At 73.7% G+C, this 7023-nt stretch carries 7 protein-coding genes; 5 read left to right on the top strand and 2 right to left on the bottom strand.

Annotation, left to right across the window (positions count from 1 at the left end):
- The first annotated feature begins 202 nt into the window (after nt 1–202).
- Nucleotides 203–970 carry a GNAT family N-acetyltransferase gene (locus tag ACYVOO_RS30345; RefSeq protein WP_461018937.1) on the top strand — a complete coding sequence of 256 codons (768 nt, stop codon included), beginning with the start codon at nt 203–205 and terminating at the stop codon, nt 968–970.
- A 464-nt stretch (nt 971–1434) separates the two neighbouring features.
- On the opposite strand, the gene ACYVOO_RS30340 is transcribed toward ACYVOO_RS30345, so the two are convergent.
- The gene (locus ACYVOO_RS30340; RefSeq protein WP_461018919.1) at nt 1435–2184 is read right to left on the bottom strand and encodes an SAM-dependent methyltransferase; all 750 of its coding nucleotides are present in this window, start codon (nt 2182–2184) and stop codon (nt 1435–1437) included.
- 115 nt (nt 2185–2299) lie between these two features.
- Between ACYVOO_RS30340 and ACYVOO_RS30335 the strand changes: the two genes are divergently transcribed.
- Both ACYVOO_RS30335 and ACYVOO_RS30330 read left to right on the top strand, forming a co-directional pair.
- A complete protein-coding gene (locus ACYVOO_RS30335) occupies nt 2300–4270 on the top strand; it encodes an ABC-ATPase domain-containing protein (protein ID WP_461018918.1) in 1971 nt (656 codons plus the stop codon).
- Nucleotides 4267–4899 (top strand): GNAT family N-acetyltransferase, encoded by a 633-nt coding sequence (locus ACYVOO_RS30330; RefSeq protein ID WP_461018917.1) that lies wholly within the window; start codon nt 4267–4269, stop codon nt 4897–4899. Before ACYVOO_RS30335 ends, ACYVOO_RS30330 begins: the two co-directional genes overlap by 4 nt.
- A gap of 34 nt (nt 4900–4933) precedes the next feature.
- Here ACYVOO_RS30330 and ACYVOO_RS30325 read toward each other — a convergent pair whose 3' ends face one another.
- Nucleotides 4934–6061: an alkene reductase gene (locus ACYVOO_RS30325; RefSeq protein ID WP_461018916.1), complete on the bottom strand. Its 1128-nt coding sequence runs from the start codon at nt 6059–6061 to the stop codon at nt 4934–4936.
- Between the two features lie 96 nt (nt 6062–6157).
- Between ACYVOO_RS30325 and ACYVOO_RS30320 the strand changes: the two genes are divergently transcribed.
- Nucleotides 6158–6583, top strand: coding sequence for a MerR family transcriptional regulator (locus tag ACYVOO_RS30320; protein WP_461018915.1), 426 nt, complete (start codon nt 6158–6160; stop codon nt 6581–6583).
- A gap of 172 nt (nt 6584–6755) precedes the next feature.
- Nucleotides 6756–6839, top strand: a complete 84-nt coding sequence (locus tag ACYVOO_RS30315) for a putative leader peptide (RefSeq protein ID WP_309471194.1) — start codon at nt 6756–6758, stop codon at nt 6837–6839.
- Nucleotides 6840–7023 lie beyond the last annotated feature (184 nt).

The raw sequence follows: 7023 nt of genomic DNA, 5'->3' as shown, positions 1-7023 counted from the left end.
GTCGGCTTTTCGGCTGCCTGTACATACTCGTCGCCACCACTTGCGGGGACACCCCACCGCACCACCTCCCACCCGGTGGCCAGCCTCCGGCCGTCGCCAATTGTTGTGGGCAGACGCGCCACGAAACCCCTCTGGAAGGGGCGTCCCCGGGGCGTCGCGTCGGGCGTGATGGACTCGGGGGATGACCGCGCCGCTCTCCCCCATGGAACGCAACCTCGCCGAGCACGCCTGCTACCTGCACCGTGGCACGCCCGGTATGACCGTCACGGAGGACGAGGATCTGGTCGTCGCCGACAGCGGTCTGGCGGACGACACGTTCAGCATCGTGGCCCGGGCACGCTTCACCGAGGAGACGGCAGGGGCCCGTATCGAGGAAACCGTCGCAAGGCTGAAGGACACGGGCCGCCCCTTCTCCTGGTGGGTGGGGCCCTCTTCGTCCCCCGGTGATCTCTCCGCGCGGCTGACGGACGCGGGCCTGGCCCCCTCCGAGCGCGAGACGGCGATGTGGATGACCCTCGACGAGCCGATGGCCCCGGAGGAGGAAGAGGCCCTGCGCGTCACGGCCGTCGCATCCCCCGAGGAACTGGCCGACTACGCGACCGTGCTCGCCGCGAACTGGCAGCCGCCCGCCGAGACCGTCCTGCGCTTCTACGCGGAGACCGCGCCGCGCGTCCTCGCCGCCGACTGTCCCTCCCGACTGCTGGTGGGCCGCGTCGACGGGCGTCCGGTCGGCACGGCCGAGGTCTTCCACCACGCGGACGTCGCGGGCCTCTACAACATCAGCGTCCTCGCGCCCTTCCGACGGCGCGGGTTCGGCGGCGCCATGACGCGCGCCGCGTTGCGGGCGGCCCGCGACGGTGGGGAGGACACCGTGGTCCTCCAGGCATCGCCCGAGGGCGAACCCGTCTACCAGCGCCTCGGCTTCCACCCCGCGGGCCACTTCACGGAACACGCCCACGAGGTGACGTAACAGCCTGCCCCTTCGCAGGGTGCGCCTACCCGGTTGCCCCTTTGGGGTTTCATTCGCGTGCTGCGGCCCGGTGGCACGGGTTGTGCCCACCCGTCCCGCCGAGCGGGACGCTTGCCCACAACGGTGGTGCTGGTGTCCCCGCAAGTGGTGGCGACGAGTATGTACAGACACGAAAAGCCGACCCGCACTTGTCGCCGCCCGAGGAGACACCCCACCGCGGCACCGACCCCCACCACACACCAACCCCACACGACCACCGGCACAAACCAAGAACCACGCGGCGCCAGCCGCGTCGTACCGGTCCATAGGCCGCGCCGAAGCCACCGGCCAGGCAGCCGAACACGGCGCCAAGCCACACGACCGCACCCCCGGGCAGGGGCACAAAAATCAGCGCGGGACCTTACGGCACCCACCACACCGGCGAACCGTCCCGCGCAACCACCCCGTGAAACGGAGGAACCCCCTCAAGCGCCCCGCAACAGAAGCGTGACGAAGCCGAACGTGCCGCGGTAGGTGTGGAGCCAGCCGTCGCGGTGGGCGTGGGCGGCCTTGAGCGCTGCGGCGCTGTCGGGGTCGGCGGGGTTGGCCAGGGCCCAGCGCGAGAGGCTGCCGGTCCAGGACCACTCGTACGCGTCCCACTCCGCGAGGCTGCTGACGTGCCCGTACACGGGGACCCACCCGTCGGCCGTGACGCGGTCGACGGTGGTGGCCAGGTCGTCGTAGTCGTCCGCCTCGGCGCCGAGTTCCGCCAGCGTGGCCGGGGTCGGCGGGCGCTCCCAGAAGCCTTCCCCGACGAGCACGGCGCCGCCCGCCGCGAGGTGGCCGCGCGCGGCTTCGAGGGTGGGGAACAGGCCGCCGAACGCGTGCGTGCTGCCGACGCACAGCACCAGGTCGTACCGGTGCGGGGACGTGAACTCGCGCGCGTCGCCCTGGTGGAGTGTGACCCGGTCGCCCACACCGGCCGCGTCGAGGGAGCGCCGTGCCTGGGCGAGCGCGATGGCGGACATGTCCACGCCCTCACCGCGCGCCCCCGGCCGCCCCGTCAGAGCCCGCGACAGCCACTCCCCCTCCCCGCACCCGAGGTCGAGCAGCCGCTCCCCTCCCCCGTCATCGGGCAGCGCCCGCTGGAGCAGGTCCCGTACGGAGGTGTCGTCGAGCGGGGACGCGACGGGATGGTCGCGGTGGGCGAGGGAGCTGAGGCGTTGGCGTTCCATGGCGGACATGGTCCACGGCGGGCACGCGAAAGGCTCACGATTTACGGTGGGGCCGACAGAGGACACCCCGACCCGACCCGACGACCTGACAGACGAACCGAGAGGGAAACGCGCTGTGCAACGTTCCGGAGGCGGCGCCCGTGACGGCGGGCGAGGCGGCAATCGAGGCGGCGGCCGGGGTGGTGACCGTGGGTACCGCGGGAACCGCGGCGGCCCGCGCGAGCGGCGCCCCCACGACGGCCACGGCGCCCCGGGCGCCCGGCACGGACACCGGGCCCACGACGCCTACGACGACCACGGCGATGCCGCGCCCCGGTCGCCCCGTCGCACCCCGCGACAGGGGCTCGACGGCGAACTCCGCGCCCTCGACGGCGGCCCGTACGGCCGCTACAAGGGCCTCGTCGGCCCCTGGGAGCTGCCGCTCCCATCGGGCGGCGGCTGCGTCGTCGAGCTGGTGCGGGCGCAGGCCGATCCCTTCGCTCCTCCGGCGCGGGTCGCCGTGCGCGTGGACGGCGCCACCGCGGGCTTTCCGCGCGAGCTGTGGGCGACCCCGGTCCGGCGCAGGGCGCTGGCGAGCTTCCTGGCCAGGCGCGCTGCGGCGGGCGCCTCGGGTGAGCGCGCGCTGAGCGTGGACGGCGGCGGCCAGGAGGTGCTGGACCGCAGTTCGTGCCGCGTGGACCCCGAGGACGGCTCCGTCACTCTGCGCCTCGGCGCGGCGCTCCCCGGCCAGGGCCGCCGCATCGACGGACGCGCGGCGCAGCGGCTGCTGTGCCGTCTGCTGCCCGAGATCGCCGAACGGTCGCTGCTGTACGGGTCGCTGGACGCGGACGAGGTCCGCAGGTTCGTGAACACGGTGGAGGACTCCGACATGCTGCGCGCCGCGCTTCCGGCGCGCGGGCTGGTCGCGTTCGTCGCGGACGGCGCGGTGCTGCCGCGTCGCAGCGGTGTGGACGACCGCCCGGCGACCGGTTCGGGCGTGGTGCCGTTCGCCTCCCCGGAGGAGCTGCGCGTGTCGGTGGAGCTGCCGCACGCGGGCCGGGTCACCGGCATGGGCATTCCGGAGGGCGTGACGCTGGTCGTCGGCGGCGGTTTCCACGGGAAGTCGACGCTGCTGCGGGCGCTGGAGACGGGCATCTGGGATCACGTGCCGGGCGACGGGCGCGAGCTGGTGGTGTCGCGGGACGACACCGTGAAGCTGCGTGCCGAGGACGGGCGCGGCGTGGAGCGGGTGGACGTGCACGCGTTCGTGGATCATCTGCCGACGGGCGCCGACACCTCCGACTTCTCCACCGACAACGCCTCGGGTTCCACCTCGCAGGCCGCTTCCCTGTGCGAGGCCGTGGAGGCCGGTGCGCGGGTGCTGCTGATCGACGAGGACACCGCGGCCACCAATCTGATGATCCGGGACGCGCGGATGCAGGCCCTGGTCGCGAAGGAGCGCGAGCCGCTGACGCCGCTGGTGGACTCCGTACGCTCCCTGCACCGTGATCACGGGGTGTCCACGGTGCTGGTGATGGGCGGCTCCGGGGACTATCTGGAGGTGGCGGATCTGGTGCTGATGATGGACGCGTACCAGCCGTCGGACGCGACCTCGCGGGCCCGCGAGGTGGCCGCCGTGCCCACGGGGCGCCGGGCCGAGGCCGAGCACTTCCCGCCCGTGGTGCACCGCCGTCCGGTGCCGGAGTCGCTGGACTCGCAGGCGCGCGGCCGTACGCGGGTGAGGGCGCGCGGCGAGGACGCGCTGAGCTTCGGCGAGAGCGAGGTGGACCTGCGCGCCGTCGAGCAGATCGCCGATCCGCGGCAGGTGGTCGGCATCGGGCTGGCCCTGGAACTGCTGGTGCGGCGCGGGCACGTCGACGGGAACCGTACGCTCGCGCAGGCGCTGGACCTCCTCGACGCCGATCTCGGGGACGCGGACGGCGGCGGGGGCGTGGAGCTGCTGCTCTCGGTGCGCGACGAGGACTTCGCGGTGCCGCGCCGCTTCGAGACCGCCGCCGCGCTCAACCGGCTGCGCGGGCTGCGGGTGCGCCGGGACGGTGCGGACGCGGCGGATGCAGCGGGCGCGTCGGACGGGGCGGGCTCATGAGCGGCGGCCCTGACCGTGACCGTACGGACCAGGTGGTCGCGGTGACCACCTGGTCCCTGGAGCAGACGGCGCCCTCCGACCTCGTACCGGCCCGCATACCGGACGCCTCGTCCGGCATCCGGATCGAACGGGCCGAAGTGCCCACGCCCGAGTTCAGCCGCTTCCTCTACACGGCCGTCGGCGGCGACGTCGCCTGGACGGACCGGCTGCCGTGGACGTTCGGGCGGTGGCGGGAGTTCCTGGAGCGGCCCGGCGTGGAGACGTGGGTGGCGTATGAGCGGGGCACGCCGGCGGGGTTCATCGAGCTGGACGGCGCGAGCAGCCCCGGCACGGTGGAGATCAGCTACTTCGGGCTGGCCCCCGCCTTCCGTGGCCGTCGCATCGGTGGCCATCTCCTCGCCACCGGTACGGAGCGCGCCTGGGACCTGGCGTCGCGGTGGCCCGGGCATCCGGCGACGACGCGGGTGTGGGTCCACACGTGCAGCAAGGACGGCCCGTACGCGCTGGGCAACTATGAGCGGCGCGGCTTCCGGGTCTTCGAGAAGAAGACCGAGGACGAGCCCGAGCCGACGGTGCCGGGCCCGTGGCCCGGCGCGGAACGTCCCCTGGGGGAGCGTCCCGGCACGTAGGCCCCCTGTGACGGGCAGAGTACGCGCGCGCCCGTCAGGCGTCGGCGAGCGCGGGGTAGTCGGTGTAGCCGGTCTCTCCGCCCACGTACATCAGGTACGCCTCGCGCACGGGGTTGAGAGGCGCGCCGGTGCGGAGCCGTTCGACCAGGTCGGGGTTGGCCAGGAAGGGGCGGCCGAGCGCGATGAGGTCGGCGCCGGCTGCCAGCAGTCGCCCGGCCTCGCGCAGGCCGCCGTCGGCGGGGACGGCGTCGCGCGGCAGCACGGGGTTGGCGATGAGCGTGCCGGGCCAGGCGGCGCGCAGCTCGTGGAAGAGTGGCTGGTCCGGGTCGGCGTAGCCGAGGTGCAGGTAGGCCAGGCCGCTGTCCGCGAGGGCGTCGACGAGGGCGGGGTAGATGCTGCCGGTGTCGCCCTCGTCCATGCCGTTGACGGTGTTGCCCGGCGAGACGCGCAGCCCTGTCCGCTCGGGCCCGATCGCGTCGGCGACGGCCCTGACCACCTCCACGACGAAGCGGATGCGTCCCGTCACGGGGCCGCCGTAGGCGTCGGTGCGGCGGTTGGTGTTCCGGCCGAGGAACTGGTGGAGGAGGTAGCCGTTGGCGCTGTGCACCTCGACCCCGGCGAAGCCCGCGTCCAGTGCCCTGCGGGCGGCGGCGGCGAAGTCGGCGACGGTGGAGCGGATCTCCTCGGTGGTCATCTCGCGGGGCACGACGGCGTCCTTGCGTCCGCCGGGCGTGTGCAGCGTCTCCGGGAGCGGGACGGGCGAGGGCGCGACGGGGGTGAGTCCGCTGGTGTCGGGGTGGCCGACCCGGCCGCCGTGCTGGAGCTGGAGGAACATCCGGCCACCGGCCGCCGCCACGGCGTCGGTGACGCGGCGCCATCCGGCCACGTGCGCGTCGTCGTGGATGGCGGTGATGTGCGGGTAGGTCTGTCCGACGGCGTTCGGGGTGGCCGCCTCCGCGATGATCAGCCCGGCGGAGGCGCGCTGTGCGTAGTAGGTGGCCATCATGGGCTGCGGCACGCCGTCCGCCGTGGCGCGGTTGCGGGTCATCGGGGCCATCACCAGGCGGTTGGGCAGGGTGAGGGTGCCGAGCCCTGCGGGTTCGAAGAGGCGCGAGGTGTCCGTGGCGACCGGGGTGTCCGGGGTGCGGGGTGTGTGCGTCATGCCGGGTACCGTAGAACCTGACATTGGTGTCAGATTCAAGCCCGGCCCCCCGCCGCTCAGCCCGGCACCGGGGCGCCCCCACGCGAGGAGTCCACCATGCGGATCGGCGAGCTGGCGCGGCGTACCGCCGTGAGCGAGCGTTCGCTGCGCTACTACGAGAAGCAGGGACTGCTGTCCGCCGACCGCACCCCCGGCGGCCACCGCGACTACGGCGAGGGCGCCGTGGACCGGGTCGTCCTCGTGCAGGAGCTGTTCGCCGCCGGGCTGTGCAGCGAGAAGATCGCGCAGTTGCTGCCGTGCATGCGCGACACGGACGGCGGCCCCTCCGAGACCGCCACCCCGCACCTGGTCTCCGACCTGACGGTGGAGCGCGAGCGCATCGACCGGATGATCGGCGATCTGCTCCGTTCCCGCGACGTGCTGGACGAGGTCATCGAGGCGGCGGCGTCGGGCCAGCTCCGTGCCGCCGCCCCCGCACCCGCACCCACCTCCTCCGGCACCCCGGAGAACGGGCGCCGCTGAGAGCCCCGGCGCCCGTGTCCGGGGCCACACCCCGGGGAAGCGGGAAGCGGCGGAAGTATTCCCGCGCGGCCCCCGTGTGACGGACTCCACACACGTCCGCGATGCGAGACGATCTCGTCCACATAGCGGATAACAGTGGACTCCCCTCTCACGCGCGTGCAACGCTTCCGTCATGTCTCGCGCTGGAATCGCCTTGGTGAGTCGACGTCACGTCGACCTCGGCCGCATGTCCAGCGCCATCTGTCCGGCGGGCTGACAGTCTCAGCGCCGCCGATCTCCGAGCCGCCCCCAATGTCGCGGGCGCGCGGTCTCCCTGCCTGACGTACCCCTGACGTACCCCACCGCGTCGCGGTCTTTCCGCGTGCGCGGCTGCGCCGTGCGCGCGTACGTCCTCGTCCTGGCAGCTCAGGAACCTCATCCGCGCCCAAAAGTCCGTCCGC

The sequence above is a fragment of the Streptomyces daliensis genome (genome assembly GCF_054782395.1).
This window is presented reverse-complemented; position numbering and strand designations above follow the sequence as displayed.